The organism is Corynebacterium sp. LaCa_23 (genome assembly GCF_058182375.1).
On the sequence record NZ_CP190825.1, the window covers coordinates 377092 to 397467 of the forward strand.

14 protein-coding genes are annotated in these 20376 nt (G+C 58.4%); 9 read left to right on the plus strand and 5 right to left on the minus strand.

Translation table 11 applies throughout. The annotated features are described in order from the left end of the window. The first annotated feature begins 19 nt into the window (after positions 1-19). Complete coding sequence (locus ACP8IT_RS01940; RefSeq protein WP_237800711.1) at positions 20-4015, plus strand: DNA-directed RNA polymerase subunit beta'; 3996 nt, start codon at positions 20-22, stop codon at positions 4013-4015. Positions 4016-4176: 161 nt separating this feature from the next. On the opposite strand, the gene ACP8IT_RS01945 is transcribed toward ACP8IT_RS01940, so the two are convergent. Next, positions 4177-4932 (minus strand): hypothetical protein, encoded by a 756-nt coding sequence (locus ACP8IT_RS01945; RefSeq protein ID WP_284610061.1) that lies wholly within the window; start codon positions 4930-4932, stop codon positions 4177-4179. Between the two features lie 513 nt (positions 4933-5445). Between ACP8IT_RS01945 and ACP8IT_RS01950 the strand changes: the two genes are divergently transcribed. The 8 genes from ACP8IT_RS01950 to tuf all read left to right on the plus strand — a co-directional run bounded on the left by ACP8IT_RS01950 (position 5446) and on the right by tuf (position 13981). After that, a complete protein-coding gene (locus ACP8IT_RS01950) occupies positions 5446-6060 on the plus strand; it encodes an ECF transporter S component (protein WP_490290300.1) in 615 nt (204 codons plus the stop codon). A gap of 13 nt (positions 6061-6073) precedes the next feature. Then, complete coding sequence (locus tag ACP8IT_RS01955; protein WP_490290301.1) at positions 6074-7501, plus strand: ABC transporter ATP-binding protein; 1428 nt, start codon at positions 6074-6076, stop codon at positions 7499-7501. Then, positions 7494-8264: an energy-coupling factor transporter transmembrane component T family protein gene (locus ACP8IT_RS01960; RefSeq protein ID WP_237800707.1), complete on the plus strand. Its 771-nt coding sequence runs from the start codon at positions 7494-7496 to the stop codon at positions 8262-8264. The genes ACP8IT_RS01955 and ACP8IT_RS01960 overlap by 8 nt, the downstream gene beginning before the upstream one ends. Positions 8265-8290: 26 nt before the next feature. After that, complete coding sequence (locus ACP8IT_RS01965) at positions 8291-8842, plus strand: nucleoside/nucleotide kinase family protein (protein ID WP_284781935.1); 552 nt, start codon at positions 8291-8293, stop codon at positions 8840-8842. Between the two features lie 263 nt (positions 8843-9105). Then, positions 9106-9477 (plus strand): 30S ribosomal protein S12, encoded by a 372-nt coding sequence (gene rpsL, locus ACP8IT_RS01970; protein ID WP_005276879.1) that lies wholly within the window; start codon positions 9106-9108, stop codon positions 9475-9477. A gap of 6 nt (positions 9478-9483) precedes the next feature. Continuing rightward, a complete protein-coding gene (gene rpsG, locus ACP8IT_RS01975) occupies positions 9484-9951 on the plus strand; it encodes a 30S ribosomal protein S7 (RefSeq protein ID WP_005276881.1) in 468 nt (155 codons plus the stop codon). Between the two features lie 319 nt (positions 9952-10270). Next, on the plus strand, positions 10271-12400 hold the full coding sequence (gene fusA, locus ACP8IT_RS01980) for an elongation factor G (protein ID WP_023016729.1): 2130 nt from the start codon (positions 10271-10273) through the stop codon (positions 12398-12400). 390 nt (positions 12401-12790) lie between these two features. Beyond that, a complete protein-coding gene (tuf, locus tag ACP8IT_RS01985) occupies positions 12791-13981 on the plus strand; it encodes an elongation factor Tu (protein WP_005276884.1) in 1191 nt (396 codons plus the stop codon). Positions 13982-14520: 539 nt separating this feature from the next. Here the strand turns inward: tuf and ACP8IT_RS01990 are convergent. From ACP8IT_RS01990 to ACP8IT_RS02005, 4 genes are all read right to left on the minus strand, one after another. Further along, entirely contained in the window at positions 14521-16227 is a 1707-nt protein-coding gene (locus tag ACP8IT_RS01990) for an ABC transporter family substrate-binding protein (RefSeq protein WP_490290302.1), read from the minus strand. 147 nt (positions 16228-16374) lie between these two features. After that, positions 16375-18258 carry an ABC transporter ATP-binding protein gene (locus ACP8IT_RS01995; RefSeq protein WP_490290303.1) on the minus strand — a complete coding sequence of 628 codons (1884 nt, stop codon included), beginning with the start codon at positions 18256-18258 and terminating at the stop codon, positions 16375-16377. Next, complete coding sequence (locus tag ACP8IT_RS02000; protein ID WP_023028275.1) at positions 18255-19247, minus strand: ABC transporter permease; 993 nt, start codon at positions 19245-19247, stop codon at positions 18255-18257. Before ACP8IT_RS02000 ends, ACP8IT_RS01995 begins: the two co-directional genes overlap by 4 nt. After that, complete coding sequence (locus tag ACP8IT_RS02005) at positions 19248-20231, minus strand: ABC transporter permease (protein ID WP_490290304.1); 984 nt, start codon at positions 20229-20231, stop codon at positions 19248-19250. Positions 20232-20376 lie beyond the last annotated feature (145 nt).

Below are 20376 nucleotides of genomic sequence, written 5' to 3' on the forward strand. Positions count from 1 at the left end.
GATGAAAGGGAGACATTACGTGTTTGACGTAAATCTCTTCGACGAGCTCCGCATCGGTCTGGCCACTGCTGACGATATCCGTCGCTGGTCTAAGGGCGAGGTTAAAAAGCCCGAGACCATTAACTACCGCACGCTAAAGCCGGAAAAGGACGGCCTGTTCTGCGAGCGCATTTTCGGACCTACCCGTGACTGGGAGTGTGCTTGTGGTAAGTACAAGCGCGTCCGCTACAAGGGCATCATCTGTGAGCGTTGCGGCGTTGAGGTCACCAAGTCCAAGGTGCGTCGTGAGCGCATGGGCCACATCGAGCTGGCCGCTCCGGTAACCCACATCTGGTACTTCAAGGGCGTTCCTTCCCGCTTGGGCTACCTGCTGGACCTGGCACCGAAGGACCTTGAGCGCATCATCTACTTCGCAGCGAACATCATCACCTCTGTTGATGAAGAGGCTCGCCACAACGACCAGTCCACTCTGGAAGCAGAAATGCTGCTGGAAAAGAAGGACGTTGAGGACGATACCGAGTCCGAGATCGCGGAGCGCGCTTCCAAGCTGGAATCCGACTTGGCGGAGCTGGAGGCAGCCGGTGCGCGTGCCGATGCCCGCAAGAAGGTACAAAACGCTGCTGATAAGGAAATGCAGCACATCCGCGAGCGCGGCGAGCGGGAAGTCGCACGCCTGGATGAAATCTGGAACACCTTCTTGAAGCTTGCTCCGAAGCAGATGGTCATCGATGAGACCATCTACGAAGAGCTGGTTGACCGCTACGAGGATTACTTCACCGGCGGCATGGGTGCAGAAGCCATCCAGACCTTGGTCCGCAATTTCGACCTCGAGGCAGAGGCTGAGGAGCTGCGCGAGATCATCAACAACGGCAAGGGCCAGAAGAAGATGCGCGCGCTTAAGCGCCTCAAGGTCGTTGCCGCATTCCTTAACTCCGGCAACGACCCGGCAGGCATGGTGCTGGACGCTATTCCGGTTATTCCGCCTGAGTTGCGCCCGATGGTGCAGCTCGACGGTGGCCGCTTCGCCACCTCGGACCTGAATGACCTGTACCGCCGCGTTATCAACCGCAATAACCGCCTGAAGCGCATGATCGACCTGGGCGCACCAGAGATCATCGTGAATAACGAGAAGCGCATGCTGCAGGAGTCTGTGGACGCGCTCTTCGATAACGGCCGCCGTGGCCGTCCGGTTACCGGCCCGGGCAACCGCCCGTTGAAGTCCCTGTCTGACTTGCTCAAGGGCAAGCAGGGCCGTTTCCGCCAGAACCTGCTGGGTAAGCGCGTGGACTACTCCGGTCGTTCCGTTATTATCGTCGGCCCGCAGCTGAAGCTGCACGAGTGTGGTCTGCCGAAGCTGATGGCACTCGAGCTGTTCAAGCCTTTCGTCATGAAGCGCTTGGTTGAAAATGACTACGCCCAGAACATCAAGTCCGCAAAGCGCATGGTGGAGCGCCAGCGCCCAGAGGTCTGGGACGTGCTGGAGCAGGCCATTTCTGAGCACCCAGTGATGCTCAACCGTGCGCCTACGCTGCACCGTCTGGGTATCCAGGCCTTCGAGCCGAAGCTGGTCGAGGGTAAGGCTATTCAGCTGCACCCCCTGGCTTGTGAGGCGTTCAACGCCGACTTCGACGGTGACCAGATGGCAGTTCACCTGCCGCTATCCGCCGAGGCACAGGCAGAGGCTCGCGTGCTGATGCTGGCTTCCAACAACATTCTGTCCCCGGCATCCGGTAAGCCACTGGCTATGCCACGTCTGGATATGGTGACCGGTCTGTACTACCTCACCATGGACAAGGCAGAGGACGAGATTGGTGGCAACGGTCGTTACCGCGAGGCTGGCGAGGACTACCCGGCAACCGGCGTGTATTCGTCCTACGCCGAGGCCCTCATGGCCTACGACCGCGGCACGGTTGGCCTGCAGGCACCGATCAAGGTCCGCATCGATCACCTGCGCCCACCAGAGGACATCGAGGCAGAGCTCTTCCCCGATGGCTGGTCCAAGGGCCAGGCATGGTTGGGCTATACCACCATCGGCCGGATCATGTTCAACGAGCTGCTGCCGTGGAACTACCCGTACCTTGAGGGCATCATGGTCCGCAAGGGCGGCGGCACCGACGGCAAGGTCCTCATTGGTGACGTGGTCAATGACTTGGCCACCAAGTACCCAATGATCACCGTGGCTCAGGTTCTGGACAACATGAAGGACGCCGGCTTCTACTGGGCAACCCGCTCCGGTGTGACCATTACGATGTCTGACGTGCTGGTGCTGCCGAATAAGACCGAGATCCTCGAATCTTATGAGAAGGAAGCAGAGCGCATCGAGCGTAAGTACTGGGAGCAGGGTGCGCTTACGGAGCGCGAGCGTTATGACCGCCTGGTGGAGCTGTGGAAGGACGCTACCGATACCGTCGGTGAGGCTGTCGAGAGCATCTACCCGGATTACAACCCAATTCCGATGATTGTGAAGTCGGGTGCTGCCGGTAACATGCGTCAGATCTGGACGCTGGCCGGTATGAAGGGCATGGTTGTGAACTCGCACGGTGATTACATCACCCGTCCGATTAAGACCTCCTTCCGCGAAGGCCTGTCCGTGCTGGAGTACTTCAACAACTCCCACGGTTCCCGTAAGGGTCTGGCCGATACCGCACTGCGTACCGCTGACTCCGGTTACCTCACCCGCCGTCTGGTGGACGTCGCCCAGGACGTCATCGTCCGCGAAGAGGACTGTGGCACCCGCCAGGGCGTGCGCGTTCCTATCGGCGAGGTCTCCGGCGACAAGGTCGTCCTCTCCGAGCTGTGGGAGACCTCCGCTTCCGGTCGCGTGCTTGCTACGGACGTCAAGGACGAGAACGGCGAGGTCGTTGCAGAGGCCGGTGCAGACCTGACCGAGGAGCTCACGCAGAAGCTTCTCGATGCCAAGGTCACCGACGTCAAGGTCCGCTCCGTGCTGACCTGCCAGACCCCGGCCGGTGTCTGTGCGAAGTGCTACGGCAAGTCCATGGCGTCCGGCCAATTGGTCGACATCGGCGAGGCCGTCGGCATCGTGGCTGCACAGTCCATTGGTGAGCCTGGTACCCAGCTGACCATGCGTACCTTCCACCAGGGTGGTGTCGGTGGCGACATTACCGGTGGTCTGCCGCGTGTGCAGGAGCTCTTCGAGGCCCGTAACCCGAAGAACCGCGCACCGATTGCTTCCGTGGACGGCACCGTGTCCCTGTCCGATGAGGGCAACTTCTGGACCATGACCATCACCCCGGATGACGGTTCTGATGACGTGGTTTACGAGAAGCTCTCCAAGCGCCAGGGCCTGGCCCAGGTGCGTCGCCCGATGGAGTCCAACCCGGATGCGATGATCGAGCGTTCCTTGAAGGACGGCGACCACGTTGAGACCGGTGACCGCTTGATGCGTGGTGCGGCTGACCCGCACGACGTGCTCGAGGTTCTGGGCCGTCGCGGCGTGGAGCAGCACCTCATCAACGAGGTGCAGGCCGTGTACCGCACCCAGGGTGTGGCCATCCACGACAAGCACATCGAGATCATCATCCGCCAGATGCTGCGCCGCGGTACCGTCATCGACGCCGGTACCACGGAGCTGCTGCCGGGCAACCTGATCGACCTTTCTGAGGCCAAGCAAATGAACGCTGCACAGGTTGCAGAAGGCGGCGAGCCGGCGCAGCTGCGCTCGGAGATCATGGGTATTACCAAGGCCTCCTTGGCTACCGAGTCTTGGCTGTCCGCAGCTTCGTTCCAGGAGACCACGCGTGTGCTTACCGATGCCGCTATTAACAAGCGCTCCGATAAGCTCATCGGCCTCAAGGAAAACGTCATCATCGGTAAGCTGATCCCGGCCGGTACCGGTATCTCCCGTTACCGCAATATCTCCGTCAAGCCGACCGAGGCTGCGCGCAACGCCGCTTACTCGATTCCGACTTACGGCGATTCCATCTACGGTGATGACGGCTTCGGTGAATTCACCGGCGCTTCCGTTCCGCTGGATGAGGACTTCACCTTCTAAGTCCTAGAGCGCGTGCCCCTCGGCACCGCGTCCAGTCAGAGCCCCCGCTTCCGTGCACACGGTAAGCGGGGGCTCTTTCAGGATATTTCTCTATTAACGCAGATGGCCTATAAATATTTTAATTTTCAAATATGGGCTTTGAATTGGGATACAATTTAACGTCACTTTGAACGAGGATCGTTTTTCAGAATTGCCGGAAGGGGATCGCTCGCCGAAAAATATTGAAGAACGCTAGGATCCAAGCAATTAAGTAATTCAAAAATTTCCTTCCGGTAGATGCTGCAATCGATATCGATCAGTGACTCTTGGTGGCTAATTCTATTTCTAAGCAAAACGGCGTGATGCATGATAAAACTGGCTCGATCAGGGGAAATAGTCTTAGGACCCGATGACAGCGCCCGGCTAGTTATCTCTTTGTACACGGACTTGAGATTCGTATAGGTGGTCTCGTTAGGGTAATACTTGCGGGTGCCATCGGGGCGAATTGTCGGTTCTCGGTAGAAGAAAGCTTCCTTCCATTGAGTTAAGGTGACTTGGGCAATAATGTCATCACGGTTAATGGGTTGACCTTTTCGCGGATGAGTTCCTTCGACGAGCCCAGTTCCGTTGTCGCGAATCCCTTTAGCATTCCTGGCTTTTCCTAGGGCTCTGTTTGCAATTTGTTGGCTGACTTTGGAGAGAGGGAAGGATACATTGCAAGTGGGATGTTCAATCCAATTTTTATTGCTTTGAGGCTCCTGCTCATCGCTCCATTCATCGATCGCTTTGCAAATCTTGTTTCTGAGGACAATCTCAAAAACGGATAATAAGTTCCAAAGCGCCGCAGATAGTTGAAGGTCCCACCTATAAAGCGTGAGGGCTCGACCAGCATGATTTCCCATTTGGGTTAAATATTTTTCAGTGCGCTGTTCTCCCAACGTCTGTAGTACATGCTGTTCATGTCTGGATCCGTGCATTGCTTCGTCTTCCTCGGCATCGCGGATTAGGTGATCTTGTCATAGTGTGCTTTTTGGTCTATTCTCGGAATGGAGAGAGTGATATAGCCACCTAGGATCTTAATTCACTCCAGTAGGAAGGGCCACGTTCGAACACCGGTTACAAACCGAAGCATCGGACGGGGTCCTTTCGTTTTGAGAGCGTCTGATGGATTGTGTATAGGCTTCCCGTTACTGGGAGCCCAACTCGGCCGCCGAATTGGTTGTGAGGACCCGTATGCGTGCCTGCTAGTATGAGTAAAGCCTGTGGCCCAGATAAGTAAAAATGTGGGCCTTGGACTACTTGATTTAAAGCAATACACGGGAGCTTTCAGAATCTGTGGGCCCGCGGGCGCACAGGCCGCACAGGCACAGAAATGAAGGCTGAGATACTGCGATATGACGCGGTGAACCGTTGAACCTGATCCGGGTAATTCCGGCGAGAGGGAGGAAATAATGACTACTAATGCAGCTGCGTCCGCAGCACCAAAGCGCAATCTGAACTGGCGCGTGGTGGATATCGTGGTGGCATCCGTCTTGGGTGTTGCCTGTGGCTTCGTATTCTTGGGCTGGAATGCCGTGGGCTATGCCTGGTATGAGGCCATGGATGCGCTCACGCCGGGCCTTGGCGGTTTGGCCACGGGCATTTGGCTGTTGGGCGGCATCCTGGGTGGATTGGTCATCCGCAAGCCGGGTGCGGCAGTCTACGTGGAGGTCCTTGCCGCCACGGTGTCGGCCGTCTTGGGTTCCCAATGGGGTATTAGCACCCTGTACTCGGGCCTGGCACAGGGTATCGGTGTGGAGATCATCTTCGCCATCTTCATGTACCGCCAGTTCAACCTTGGCGTGACCATCCTAGCCGGTATGGCAGCAGGCTGGGGCGCTTTCGTCCTGGAGCTGTTTATCTCCGGTAACCTCGCGAAGTCCTTCGAGTTCAATATGATTTACTTGGTCACCCTGACCATCTCCGGTGCTATCTTGGCGGGCGCCCTGGGCTTCTACCTGGTGAAGGCATTGGCAAAGACCGGTGCCCTTGACCGCTTTGCGGTAGGCCGCGAACAGCGCGCTTAGGGTCTAGACTGCCGTGACTGATTTTTCACGCTTAGCAGGAAATGCCACAAAAATCGCGGCCCGCGGTTACGGGTGGACCCACGCTGGGCGTTCGCAACCGGCGCTGCAGGACATAGACCTTGTCATCGAACCCGGTGAGAAGGTCTTGCTGTGCGGGGACTCCGGTTCCGGCAAATCCACGCTTTTGGCGGCGATCGCCGGCGTCTTGGGCTCCGATGAAGAAGGCACGCGCACCGGCACCATCACCTTGGAGGACTCTGCGGGCACGGTCGAAGAACCGGGCCGGACCATTCCGGTGGGTTTGGTCCTGCAGGATCCGGATTCGCAAGTTATCTCCGCGCGCGTGGGCGATGATATCGCCTTTGGCTGCGAGAACCTGGCATATCCGCGCGAGGAGATCTGGCGCAGGGTGCGCCAAGCCCAAGAGTTGGTAGGCCCATATGTGGACCTGGATTTTCCCACCGAGCACCTCTCCGGCGGGCAGAAGCAACGCCTGGCACTGGCCGGGGTCATCGCCATGGGCGCGGGCGTGGTTCTATTGGACGAGCCCACCGCCAACCTGGATCCGGAAGGGGCGGGGGATGTGGTGCGGGCCGTCGGCAAGCTGGTAGAGCACACGGGTGCCACCTTGGTGGTAGTCGAGCATCAACATGCGGCGTGGGAAGGCGTGTTGGACCGCGCAGTAGAGCTGTGGGATGGACGCATCATTTCCGATGGCCCCTTTGCCGATGCCGCTCGCAAGCGCCAGGTCACCGGCCTACCGCAGGCGCGGTCGCTGACGAGCGATGCCCTCGATGAGTCCAACGCCGCGCTGTGGAGCGAGGATTTGGTGACTCGCTATGGGCCGCCGCGGTCTATCTCCCTGCCAGCGGGGGCCTCGACAGTGATCACCGGCCGCAATGGCGTAGGTAAATCCACGTGGCTGATGACGATGGCGGGCCTATTGCCAGCTGAATCCGGGGAAATCGGGGTCGCTGACTTCATCCGCCGCGGCGTGAAGGGCCCGCCTTCCCGGTGGAAATCCCGCGAGTTGGCTGACCACATTGGTTTCGTCTTCCAAAATCCAGAACACCAATTTGTCGCCCGCACCGTGGAAGAGGAATTGCGGGTCGCGCCCAAGGTCATGCGCGTTGATCCCCCAGAGAAACGCATCGCGCAGCTGGTGGAATCGCTGCGCTTGGGGCACTTGCTCAAGGCCAACCCGTTTACGCTATCCGGCGGCGAAAAGCGCCGGCTTTCTGTAGCAACGGCGCTGGTGACCGCGCCGGAGGTGCTGCTTTTGGACGAGCCGACCTTTGGCCAGGATCCCGGCACCTTTGTGGAATTGGTGGGCCTGTTGCGCCAATTGGCCGATGACGGCACCACCATTGCCTCCATTACCCATGATCCGCTGTTTATAGAGGCCTTGGGTGACCACCAGGTGGAGGTGCGCGGTGCCTAATCTCTTGCGCAATGTAAACCCGCTGACCCGCATCTTCTTGATGTTTGTCTGGGTCACGCCGCTGCTTGCCTCCATCGACTGGGTATCGGCGGCGCTATCGCTAAGCCTAACGCTCATTTTGGCACCGCTGTGCGGTGTCTCCTGGTTGCGGTTGTGGAAGACCGGCTGGTTCTTATTCCTCATCGCTCCGCTTTCGGGCATTTCCATGCTGCTCTATGGCGCGCCCGGGGGAGAGGAGTACTTCAGTTGGTGGCTTATTACGGTGACGGAAAATTCGCTCACCCTGGCCATCGCGATCACGCTGCGTGTGCTCGCGGTCGCCCTACCGACGGTGGTGCTCGCGCGCGATATCGATCCCACCGAGCTTGGCGATGCCCTCTCGCAGATCCTCCGCCTTCCCTCCCGCTTCGTCATTGGTGCTGTGGCCGGCGTGCGCATGATGACGCTGCTGAAATCCGATTGGCAATCGCTCGGCATGGCGCGCAGGGCCCGCGGGCTTACGGATGAAGGTCGATTCAAGCACTTGCTTACGATGTCCTTTGGCCTATTGGTCATTGCCCTGCGCCGCGGCGGCAAGCTTGCGACGGCGATGGAAGCGCGCGGATTTGGGCGCACCCCACCCGGAGGAGGGGAGCGGACCTGGGCCCGAGAATCCAGGTTGCACGCCCGCGATGGGTGGGTGATGGCCTGCGGCCTCGCCCTTGCTTGTGTACCGGTGGTAACTTCGGTACTTACTGGGGCCTGGAGATTCTTTGGCCTTTAATCCGCGAAAGCAGTGATTCAAGCACTATGGACATTGATGCCGAACAAGAGCGCCTCTTGGAGGACATCGTTAAGCTAGCAGCCTCGCGAAAGCGTGCGTTTAAACCCATCACGGTGCTTATCGATGGCCCCTCTGGCTCCGGCAAAACCTGGACCTCCGCAGCCTTGGCAGATCGCACCAATTGGCGCGTGGTTCACCTCGATGAATTCTATCCCGGTTGGCATGGCTTAGAGAAGGGCTCCGAGATGGTGGGCGAGCAGGTCTTGCGCACCATGAACCCCGGCTATTGGCGCTGGGATTGGGAAGCCAATTGCCCCGGAGACTGGGCTAGCCTCGACGTGCGCGATGATCTCATCGTCGAGGGCGTTGGCTCCGTGACCGCGGACAATATCGCAGCCGCGAAAAAGCGCGGCGCGGTAGTAACCGTGCGCATCGATGGCCCCCGCGAGCAGCGCTATGAGCGCGCGATTGCGCGCGAGCCGGCCTATGAGAAATGGTTTAGCACCTGGGAAGAGCAGGAGAAATCCTACTTTTCTGATAAGGCCGCAGAGCCGGACCTGACGTGGGAGTGGGAGTAGCCCACCCAAACCGCCGGCAGGATGCATTTCCTGTTTTGTATTCATAGCGCTGGCTTTGCTAGTCTTATCTCTAGTTCACTATGTACTGCGCACCCTGTGTGAATATGGCGCGCAAAGAACATGGTGAAAAGTCTGATCCTTAACAAGGCGCCCGCCTTGGGAAGAGTTCTGGACATGCGGAAGCGCCCCGGGAAAGAGCGCCTATTTTTGCATGTTTGGTTCCCTTCTTGAGAAGTGGTGCAATTCGACAGAAAGACTGTTTAATGCCAACTATTCAACAGCTGGTCCGCAAGGGCCGCCAGACCAAGCGCAAAGAGGTCTCTACCGCTGCGCTGAAGGGTTCCCCGCAGCGTCGTGGCGTGTGCACCCGCGTGTACACCACCACCCCGAAGAAGCCGAACTCCGCTCTTCGTAAGGTTGCTCGTGTGCGCCTTACCAGCGGCATCGAGGTTTCGGCCTACATCCCAGGTGAGGGCCACAACCTGCAGGAGCACTCCATGGTCCTCGTTCGCGGCGGCCGTGTGAAGGACCTTCCAGGTGTTCGTTACAAGATCATCCGTGGCTCCCTGGATGCCCAGGGCGTCAAGGACCGTAAGCAGGCTCGTTCCCGTTACGGCGCAAAGAAGGGACAGTAATAAACAATGCGTAAGAATGCTGCTCCGAAGCGTCCTGTAGTAAAGGACCCGGTATACAACTCCGAGCAGGTAAGCATGCTCGTCAACAAGATCCTCCAGGACGGCAAGAAGTCCACCGCAGAGCGCATCGTCTACGGCGCGCTTGAGGCTTGCCGCGAGAAGACCGGCACCGACCCGGTTGGCACCCTGGAAAAGGCGCTGGGCAACATCCGTCCGGACCTCGAGGTTCGCTCCCGCCGCGTGGGTGGCGCTACCTACCAGGTGCCGGTTGAGGTCCGTCCGGACCGCGCCAACACCTTGGCACTGCGCTGGATGGTGACCTTCACCCGTCAGCGCCGCGAGAACTCCATGATCGAGCGTCTCGCCAACGAGATCCTGGATGCCTCCAACGGCCTCGGTGCTTCCGTGAAGCGTCGTGAGGATACCCACAAGATGGCTGAGGCTAACCGCGCCTTCGCTCACTACCGCTGGTAATTTTTCAGCACCTTCATCAATGGCCTAAGCAACGAGAAACGAGTTTCGCGCTGATTTCCGGGTTCCCCGGCGGCGACACAAAACTTCATATCTCTTGCTTGGGCCATTTTGGTGGCACAGGGTGTGATTTAGTCCAGCACAGCTGGGCTAGTCCAGCGCATTCGCTTTGTGTCCAGTACACTGAAGCGATGGAAGTCTAGGAGCCGCTGGGCACCTAGCACGGCCACACAATGGCAAACTTTTCAAGAACTTATCCATGCAGGCGTCTTAGCCAGGTTTCTGGTCACGGCGTCGACGACTATTAAGTTGGGGTATAAACGTGGCACAAGAAGTGCTCAAGGATCTGAACAAGGTCCGCAACATTGGCATCATGGCCCACATCGATGCTGGTAAGACGACCACCACCGAGCGTATTCTCTTCTACACCGGTATCAACCGTAAGGTGGGCGAGACCCACGACGGTGCATCCACCACTGACTGGATGGCACAGGAAAAGGAACGCGGCATCACCATTACCTCGGCTGCCGTGACCTGTTTCTGGAACAACAACCAGATCAACATCATTGACACCCCGGGTCACGTTGACTTCACCGTTGAGGTTGAGCGCTCCCTGCGTGTCCTCGATGGCGCCGTCGCCGTCTTCGACGGTAAGGAAGGTGTGGAGCCACAGTCCGAGCAGGTGTGGCGCCAGGCTGCTAAGTACGACGTTCCGCGTATCTGCTTCGTCAACAAGATGGACAAGCTGGGCGCAGACTTCTACTACACCGTTGACACCATCGTTGAGCGCCTGGGCGCTAAGCCGCTCGTTATGCAGCTGCCTATCGGCGCTGAGGATGACTTCGACGGCGTTGTTGACCTGCTGAACATGCAGGCTATCACCTGGCGCGGCAAGGTCGAGACCGGTGCAGAGCCAACCTACGAGGAGATCCCTGAGGACCTCAAGGAAAAGGCTGAGCAGTACCGCGAGCAGCTGGTTGAGGCCGTTGCAGAGTCCGATGAAGAACTCATGGAGAAGTACTTCGGCGGCGAAGAGCTTTCCATCGACGAGCTGAAGGCCGGCATCCGCAAGCTGACCATCAACTCTGAGATTTACCCGGTCTACTGCGGTACCGCTTACCGCAACAAGGGTGTCCAGCCACTGCTGGATGCTGTTGTGGACTTCCTGCCTAACCCGCTGGACGTGGGCGAGGTTATCGGCCACGCTGTGGGCGATGAGGACCAGCAGCTTACCCGTAAGCCTTCCGTTGAGTCTTCCTTCTCCGCACTGTCCTTCAAGATTGCAGCTCACCCGTTCTTCGGTCAGCTCAACTTCGTGCGCGTGTACTCCGGCCAGGTCACCCCTGGTACCGAGGTCATGAACTCCACCAAGGGCAAGAAGGAGCGCATCGGTAAGCTCTTCCAGATGCACGCCAACAAGGAGAACCCGGTGGAGCAGGCTGACGCCGGCAACATCTACGCCGTTGTTGGTCTGAAGGAAACCACCACCGGTGACACCCTGTGTGACAAGAATGACCAGATCATTCTTGAGTCCATGGACTTCCCGGACCCGGTTATCAAGGTCTCCATCGAGCCGAAGACCAAGGCCGACCAGGAGAAGCTGGGTAACGCCATCCAGAAGCTCGCTGCCGAGGACCCAACCTTCACCGTTGAGCTGGATGATGAGACTGGCCAGACCGTCATCGGCGGTATGGGCGAGCTCCACCTCGACGTGCTGGTTGACCGCATGAAGCGCGAGTTCAAGGTCGAGGCAAACATCGGTAACCCACAGGTTGCTTACCGCGAGACCATTCGCCGCAAGGTGGAGTCCATCGACTACACCCACAAGAAGCAGACTGGTGGTTCCGGTCAGTTCGCAAAGGTTATCTGCACCATCGAGCCGTACAACCCGGACCCAGAGACCTTGGAAGAGGGCGAGTCCGCAACCTACGCTTTCGAGAACGCCGTGACCGGTGGCCGCGTGCCGAAGGAATACATCCCTTCCGTCGATGCTGGTATCCAGGACGCAATGCAGTACGGCTACCTGGCTGGCTTCCCGATGGTCAACATCAAGGCAACGCTGGAAGACGGCGCTTACCACGACGTTGACTCCTCTGAGATGGCCTTCAAGCTGGCCGGCTCCCAGGTATTCAAGGAAGCTATGGCCAAGGCAAAGCCGGTTCTGCTGGAGCCAATGATGGCCGTTGAGGTTGTTACCCCTGAGGAGTACATGGGTACCGTTAACGGTGACATCTCCTCCCGTCGTGGCCAGGTCTTCGCCATGGAAGACCGCTCTGGCGCCAAGGTCGTCAAGGCCAAGGTTCCGCTGTCTGAAATGTTCGGCTACATCGGTGACCTGCGTTCTTCCACCGCAGGCCGCGCTAACTTCACCATGGTCTTCGACTCCTACGCTGAGGTCCCTTCCTCCGTGGCTCAGGAGATCATCGAAGAGCGCACCGGCGGCGCTAACTAATAGCGACGCCCCGCCCGTTCAGCGGTGGCTAAGGGCTGGTAGTCTCTGCCAGTAGATGCCAGCCTCACCGCTAAATGTGGCAACTGGGCCAGGGTAGCGGCGGGCTGAGTTTGCAGCTAAAACCAGTGGTTGTGAATTGAGCCGGCCGTTACCCTCCCAGGATCCTTTATTTGAGACTCTTGTTGAGGGAAATGGCCGCGAAGATTCGCGGGGTTACCTCCTATAATGGCGGTTTGAAAAAACCGCGGGATAAATCTAGGATCGTGTAACTGGCACGTAAAGAAAGCGTCATTAGCGCTTTGTCCCAGATATTGGGTCAGGTGCCAATGACAACTGTCAACCACGTGGCTGCGAAGGTCGTAGCCACCATATAGTCCAGGAGGACATACAGTGGCAAAGGAGAAGTTCGAGCGTACGAAGCCGCATGTGAACATCGGCACCATCGGACACGTCGACCACGGCAAGACCACCACCACCGCAGCGATCACCAAGGTTCTGGCTGACCAGTACCCTGAGGAGAACCAGGCATTCGCGTTCGACATGATCGACAAGGCTCCTGAGGAGAAGGAGCGCGGTATTACCATTAACATCTCCCACGTGGAGTACTCCACCCCGAAGCGTCACTACGCACACGTTGACGCCCCGGGCCACGCCGACTACATCAAGAACATGATTACCGGCGCGGCTCAGATGGACGGCGCTATCCTGGTTGTTGCTGCAACCGATGGCCCGATGCCGCAGACCCGCGAGCACGTTCTGCTTGCTCGCCAGGTTGGCGTTCCTTACATCCTCGTTGCACTGAACAAGTGCGACATGGTTGATGATGAGGAAATCATCGAGCTCGTGGAGATGGAGATCTCCGAGCTGCTCGCAGAGCAGGACTACGATGAGGAAGCTCCTATCGTTCACATCTCCGCTCTGAAGGCACTCGAGGGTGACGAGAAGTGGGTACAGTCCATCGTTGACCTGATGGATGCCTGCGACAACTCCATCCCTGATCCGGAGCGCGCTACCGATCAGCCGTTCTTGATGCCTATCGAGGACATCTTCACCATTACCGGCCGCGGTACCGTTGTTACCGGCCGTGTTGAGCGTGGTCGTCTGAACGTCAACGAGGACGTTGAGATCATCGGTATCCAGGAGAAGTCCCAGAACACCACCGTTACCGGTATCGAGATGTTCCGCAAGATGATGGACTACACCGAGGCTGGCGACAACTGTGGTCTGCTTCTGCGTGGTACCAAGCGTGAGGACGTTGAGCGTGGTCAGGTTGTTATCAAGCCGGGCGCTTACACCCCTCACACCAAGTTCGAGGGTTCCGTCTACGTCCTGAAGAAGGAAGAGGGCGGCCGCCACACCCCGTTCATGAACAACTACCGTCCTCAGTTCTACTTCCGCACCACCGACGTTACCGGTGTTGTGAACCTGCCTGAGGGCACCGAGATGGTTATGCCTGGCGACAACGTTGAGATGTCCGTTGAGCTCATCCAGCCTGTTGCTATGGACGAGGGTCTGCGCTTCGCTATCCGCGAGGGCTCCCGCACCGTCGGCGCTGGCCGCGTTACCAAGGTTCTCGACTAATCGAGGCTTCGTAACCGCTCAGTAGAGCTTTAAGAGTCCGCTGCACCGCATGCCGGTGTGGCGGACTTTTTTGATTCCTACACGCCTTGAATTGGAAAGGTCTTCGTCCACCGGCTGCCGGTGCATTAGCGGCTGTCTGCTGCACTCCGTGGTAACTGTAGAGCCAGCCGGAGGCATAGTATCGCTGTTGGAGGCCTGAAGGCAGCGATATGGTTATGCCAGGGTAGAGGCTATCTCAGAGGTTCCTAGGCGCTTGGGCCAACGGCTTGGCTGGCACCCTTCGGCAGGAGGCGCTTAAGGATGGTTCTAAGGGTAATCCGGGGTCGTGGGGCTCTTAAGCTGGCGTACGGACTGCGCTAACGCCTAATGGTCCGGCGGCGCGATGTTGTCCCGCTCGCACGCACGGAGGAGCGAGGCTATTGCCTTTGAGTTGGGCCTGGATTGGGATACCGGGGCCAAACACACTCAGAGACGAAGGAAGGCCTCCCACACCTGCTAGCAGGTGGTGGAAGGCCTTTACTCGTTAAGGGAGGTAGGTACTACTTCTCCCAGCCGATGTTTTCCTTAGGAATGATAGCGAATCCGAGGGCACCCATGTTGGCGAGGCCCTTCTTCTGGCCGACCATCACTGGACCGTTGGCGTATGGAAGCAGTCCGTACTCAGCGAAGGCCTCGGACTCAAGCTCGTTGATGCGCTCGATCTGCTCCTCGCGGGTTGGTAGCTTCTGCATTTCCTCGATCTTCTTATCGAATTCCTCGCTACCGGTCGAGGACTTGTTGAGGGTGGAGTCGCTCGCGTAGGTCTGGCCGAAGTATGCTGGGCCGAATGGGTCAGATGCAGCGAAGCCGGAGAGCAAAAGGTCGAAGTCGCGCTCGCTGGTGATTTTGGAGAAGTCAGAGCTTGGGCGCTCTTCAATCTTCAGCTCGATTCCGGCGTCCTTGAGCATCTTCTGGACCGCGGTAGCGGTGGACTTGGAGACCTCATCATCGCCGATAAGCACGTATCGCAGAGACAGCTTGTCGCCGTCCTTGGCGTAGTAGCCATCATCGCCCTCAGAGTAGCCGGCGTCTTCCAGTAGGCTCTTTGCCTCTTCAACGTCGTACTCGAGAACCTCAGAGAGGTTGTCCTTGTAGTCTTCCTGGGTTGGGTAGAGAGTCAAGGAGCCAGGCATTTCCTCTTCATAGCCAAGGCCGTTGTAGCGGATTTCTGCGAGCTGGTCGCGGTCGATGGCTGCAAATACTGCGTGGCGAACATCCTTATCAGCCAGCTGTGGGGCCTTGGAGTTCAAGGTGAACAGGACGCTGGCCGGGCGGGTAGCTGCGCGGACATCGATGGAATCGCCCATATCTGCGGCGATGGTGAGGTTATTCTTACTTCCCACACCGGCCGCGTCGATTTCGCCAGCCTGGAAAGCGTTGATGGTTGCCTGGGACTCCATCACGCGGTAGCTGACCTTGTCCAGCTTCGGCTCATCGCCCCACCACTTTTCGTTAGGTACGAAGGACACGGTGCCGCCGCGGAAGTCGGCGTTGTCAACCTTGAATGGGCCCGCGCCGTATTGTGGGTTGAGCTTGCCCAAGTACTCTTGGTCAAACTTCTCGGCGGTATCAATTGCTGGGTGCAGGATGTCGTTGAAAAGTCCCTGCCACCATGGGTATGGACCTTCGAAGGTGACGACGGCTTCCTTGTCGTTCTCACCCTTTTCCACGGATTCGATGAGCTCGTAACCGTCTGTGGAGTTGACCTGGACGTCCATGTCCTTGCCGTTGTTGAAGCGCCAGGTGTTCTCGATAGCGGTCCAGTCAATGGGGGTGCCATCGTTGAAGGTTGCGTCATCATTGATGTCGTAGGTCACGACGGTCTTATCGCCCTCAGTGGACTCATCTACCGAATCCAGGTACGCAGGGTTCGGGGTGTAGTGACCCTCGCCGTCATAAAGCGCCATCTGCGGGTTGTACCAGCTCCACACGGTGCCGGTATCCACGGTCATGTTGGCGTGGAAGTTGTTTTGCTGCTCAGTCAGCTCGCCGAGGGCGAGGGTGAGCTCGCCGCCGTCCTTGATCTCATCGCGTTCTTTTTCGTTGTAGTCACCGGTGGGCTTGACGTCGATTTCGAGCCCGCCAACAGCCTTGTTGGAAGAACCGTTGCCGTCGCCACCGTCAGAACTCGAGCAGGCGGTGAGTGCGAGCGCGGTGGCGGAAAGAGTAGCAACCGTTGCTATGCGGAAGCGACCGAACTTTTTCATGGGGATTACTCCTTGCGTGAGATGAAGACGAAGTTGGCATAAACGGAGAGTTACGTAACCACAAAAGCCAACTGTGTGAATAACTATACAATATTCAAATTTGTGTCCGCAATCACTTTGGGAAAAGGATGCGGGGCTAGGGGGTAGCTAGGCCCGGGATTTTTCCCTGCGTGCGCGGGCAACCTTGGGATCTGGATTCGGGATGGCATCCAGAAGTTTCTTGGTGTAGTCGTCTTGGGGGTTATCGAAAATCTCATCCGTTGAACCGGACTCAACAAACTTGCCCTTGTACATGACCGCAACGCGGTCCGAAAGGTGGCGCACTACGGAAAGGTCGTGGGCAACGAAGAGATAGGACAGGCCCAGCTTTCGTTTCAGGTCCTCGAGCAGGTTAATGACGCCCGCCTGGATGGATACGTCCAAAGCGGAGACGGGCTCATCGAGCACGAGCACCGAAGGGCGCGTGGCCAGGGCGCGGGCCAGACCGATGCGCTGGCGTTGGCCGCCGGAGAAGTGGCTAGGGAAGCGGTCCAGCTGCGAAGAGTCGAGGCCGACTAGGCCCATGAGTTCGTTCACGCGGGCATCGACATCGCCGTCGTAGCCAAGCGAGTTGAGGGGTTCCGCGATGACCTCGCGCACGGTCAGGCGGGGGTTGAGTGAGCTCATCGGATCCTGGAAGACGATCTGGATGTCTTTGCGGGCCTCGCGGCGCTCGGAGCCGCTCATGCCATTGGCGTCCTTGCCATTGAGGACCACGGCACCGTTTTCTGGGTCCAAGTCCATGATCTCCAGCAGGGTGGTGGTCTTACCGCAGCCGGACTCGCCGACGATGGCCAGGCACTCGCCTTCGCGGATATCGAAGGTGATGCCGTCCACGGCCTTGACGGTGCCCACCTTGCGCTTAATCAACGCGCCCTTGGTAAGCGGGAACTGCTTGCGCAGGTCATTTACGGCGAGGGTGGTCTTGCGATCCTCGCGGGGAACGTCGGCCAAGACGTCATCGGAAAGCAGCGGTGGCTTGAACATCAGCTCACCGTCGATCTTGCGGTCGTGGATCTCCGGCGCGCGCAGGCAGGCGCTGCGGTGGGAGGTGGATTCGTCCTTTAGCGGAATCAGCTCCGGCTCGCCGGAAAGGCAAGCCTCTTGCGCGACGGGGCAGCGCGGGGCGAATTGGCAACGATCCTTTAGATCCACCAAGACCGGCGGGTTGCCCTCGATGGGGGTGAGGGGCTCCGAGGCCGAGGCATCGGGGCGCGGGGTGGAACCAAGCAGGCCCACGGTATAGGGCATGCGCGGGTTGGAGAAGATGGTATCGACATCGCCGTGTTCTACCGGCTGGCCGGCGTACATGACCATGACGTCATCGGCGGTTTCTGCCACCACACCCATATCGTGGGTGATCATGATGGTGGCGGCGCCGGTTTCGCGCTGGGCCAGCCGGATGACGTCCAGGATCTGGGCCTGGATGGTGACGTCGAGGGCCGTCGTCGGCTCATCGGCAATGAGTACGCGCGGGTTATTCGCAATCGCAATGGCGATGACCACGCGCTGGCGCATACCGCCGGAAAACTCGTGCGGGAAGGACTTCAGGCGCAGGTGTGGCTCGGGAATGCCCACCAGATCTAAGAGCTCGGTGGCTTGCTTCAGCGCTTCTTTCTTGCCGATGTCCTGGTGCGCCTGGATAGCCTCCACCAGCTGCGAACCAATATCGAAGACCGGGGTCAGCGCGGAGAGCGGATCCTGGAAGATCATGCCGATGCCATTGCCGCGGATGCCTGACATTTCCTTATCAGAAAGCCCGAGGAGCTCGCGGCCATCGAATTTTACGGAGCCTTCAACCTTGGCGTATTCCGGCAGCAGGCCCATGATGGACATGGAGGTTACGGACTTACCGGAGCCGGATTCGCCGACGATGCCCAGGGTGCGGCCGGGGTGTAGGTCAAAGCTGACACCGCGCACCGCAGAGACGGTACCTGCTTCAGAAGGGAAGCTGACGCGTAAGTCATTGACGGACAAGATAGGCGAAGTCATAGTTTACCTCCGGAATTGGAGTTGGGATCGAGTGCGTCGCGCAGACCATCGCCAATAAATGCCATGGAGACGGTCAGCAGCGTCAAGGTAGCGGCGGGGAAGTAGAACTGCCATGGGGCGGATTGCAGGGAGGCGGTGCCGCCCTGCAGCAAGGTACCGAGGGAGACATCGGGAAGCTTCACGCCCAAGCCCAGGAAGGACAGGGCGGTCTCAGAGCCCACGGTGCCCACCACGCCGAAGACGAACTGGATGATAAGCAGCGAACCAATATTGGGAATGACGTGGCGGATGATGGTGCGCATCTTGGATACGCCCATGTAGCTTGCGGCGCGGACATAGTCTTGCTCGCGGACGGTAAGGGCCAAGGACCAAATCACACGGGCCTGGTACATCCAGCCGAAGGCGATAAGGACGACCATCAAAAGCTTCCAGTCACCGCCGGAGTCTGCCACCACGAGGGCGATGAGCAGGAAGGTCGGGATGGACAGCAGGAAGTGGATAACGGCGAGGACGGCCTTTTCCGCGATTCCGCCCCACAGGGCTGCGGCACAGCCGATGAATGCGGAGATGACTAACGTGGCAAAGGACACCACGATGGCGATGGTCAGGGACCTGCCAAGACCGTGGATGGTTTGGGCATAAAGGTCATTGCCGGAATCGTTGGTACCGAACCAGTGCTCGGGGCTCGGCGGCTCAGACAGGGCGAGGAAGTCCGGTTCCGTGTAGTCCCACTGGGCAAAGAAATTGCCAAAAAGGGCGGCGAAGATGAGAAAGCCCAGGATGAAAACGCCGACGGTGGCCAGCTTGTTGCGGAAGAAGCGGCGGACGTACAGCTTGTACCGGGAAGTACCGCGGGGAACCTCCGGCAGCGTGGCCATGCGCTCGGCTTCCTCATTGCTTAAAGGATCCTCGGAGACGACCTCGGTGCGCGTAGAAACCTCGCCACGGGGCTGTTTCTTGGACATCTTTGGTTCTTTGGGATTTGTCATTTAGCTCACCCTTACTCGTGGATCCAAGGCGACAACAACGAGGTCTGCCAAGACGGCGGACACGGCCGTCATTGCGGCACCGAATGCCGCCACGGCTACCGCGCCATTGATGTCGTTCTTACTGATGGTCTGGATGAAGTACTGGCCCATACCGTTCCAGCCGAAGATGCGCTCCGTCATCACGGCACCGGTGAAGATGCCGGGCACAGAGAAGGCGACGGACGTTGCCACCGGAATGATGGAGGTGCGCAGCGCGTGCTTGCGGATGGCCTGCTGGCGGGTAAGTCCCTTTGCACGTGCGGTGCGGACATAATCCGCATCGAGGTTATCGAGCAGCAGCGTGCGCTGAGTCATGTGGTAGCTGGCGTAGCTGATGATCACCAGGGAAATCGTGGGCAAGACGAGGTGCTGCGCGGAGTCCAGGAGTTTGGGGAAGAATCCCTCGATCCCCAAGGACTTAGAGCCGACGACGTAGAAAATCTTCTTGCCGGTCAAATCGTTGATCTCCAGGGCGGCCCAGACGACGGCGATGGAGGCAACAACCACGTGGGTATTCATTGCAATGATGGAAATTCCCTGCCACACGCGGTCACCGGTCTTGTACTGGCGGGAGGCGGTGTATACACCAACGGCCACACCGATGACGATGGACAGGATGGTGGCCAGCAAGAGCAGCTGTGCGGATACCCAGATGCGGTAGCTGATCTCTTCGTTAACCATCTCACCGACCGGAGATTGTCCCCAGTCCCACTTCGTGAGGATATTGGTCAGCCAAGTCCACCAGCGCTCCAGGAGCGGGGTTTCTGGGCTGAGGTTATAAGGCTCGAGGAGGTTATTGATTTCCTCATCTGAAAGTGGTGGACGGCGCTCGGTGTAGTTCGAACGCGGGTCCAAAAACGAGGCCGCCAAGAAATAAGCCAAGTTAGTGGCTAAAAAGATCATGAGTAACCAGCCCAAGATCTTTTTGATCAAATACTTTGTCATGGGGAAATTCTCCGTGCGCGGTTAAGCAGGAAACAGTGCGAATAAATATGAAGCCAACGATGGAGTCGTTGTATGTGACTAATCTAATAAGATATAAGCGAGCGCACAATTCACGTAGCCCCGTGATGTACATCGCCAATCAAAC